Annotated in this window: 1 protein-coding gene; it reads right to left on the reverse strand. The window is 40.2% G+C overall.

Features of this window, described 5'->3' with window-relative positions:
* Positions 1-234: hypothetical protein (locus H6A07_RS10080; RefSeq protein ID WP_204814774.1), on the reverse strand; the 234-nt coding region annotated here is incomplete at both ends.

Below are 234 nucleotides of genomic sequence, written 5' to 3' on the forward strand. Positions count from 1 at the left end.
TTGTTTATCCGTAATTTGCAGTTCCTCTTTGTAATCTAGCTCCTCATTAAGTCGGGCACTGATAAAGAAATTTGGGATAATGTTATATCCTTCGGTTAGATCATCCCGTAATTTAGAGACTCCTTTTGCCTTGGATAGGCAGAATTTCTCGTCTTCGCCATTCATGAACAGGTTCAAGTTCCATTGAATCACGTTACGGGCATAGGTAAACTGTTTGTAAACAGAATGCCGTCC

This window comes from Olsenella uli (genome assembly GCF_016899935.1).
In the GTDB taxonomy this organism is placed as follows: domain Bacteria; phylum Actinomycetota; class Coriobacteriia; order Coriobacteriales; family Atopobiaceae; genus Thermophilibacter; species Thermophilibacter uli_B.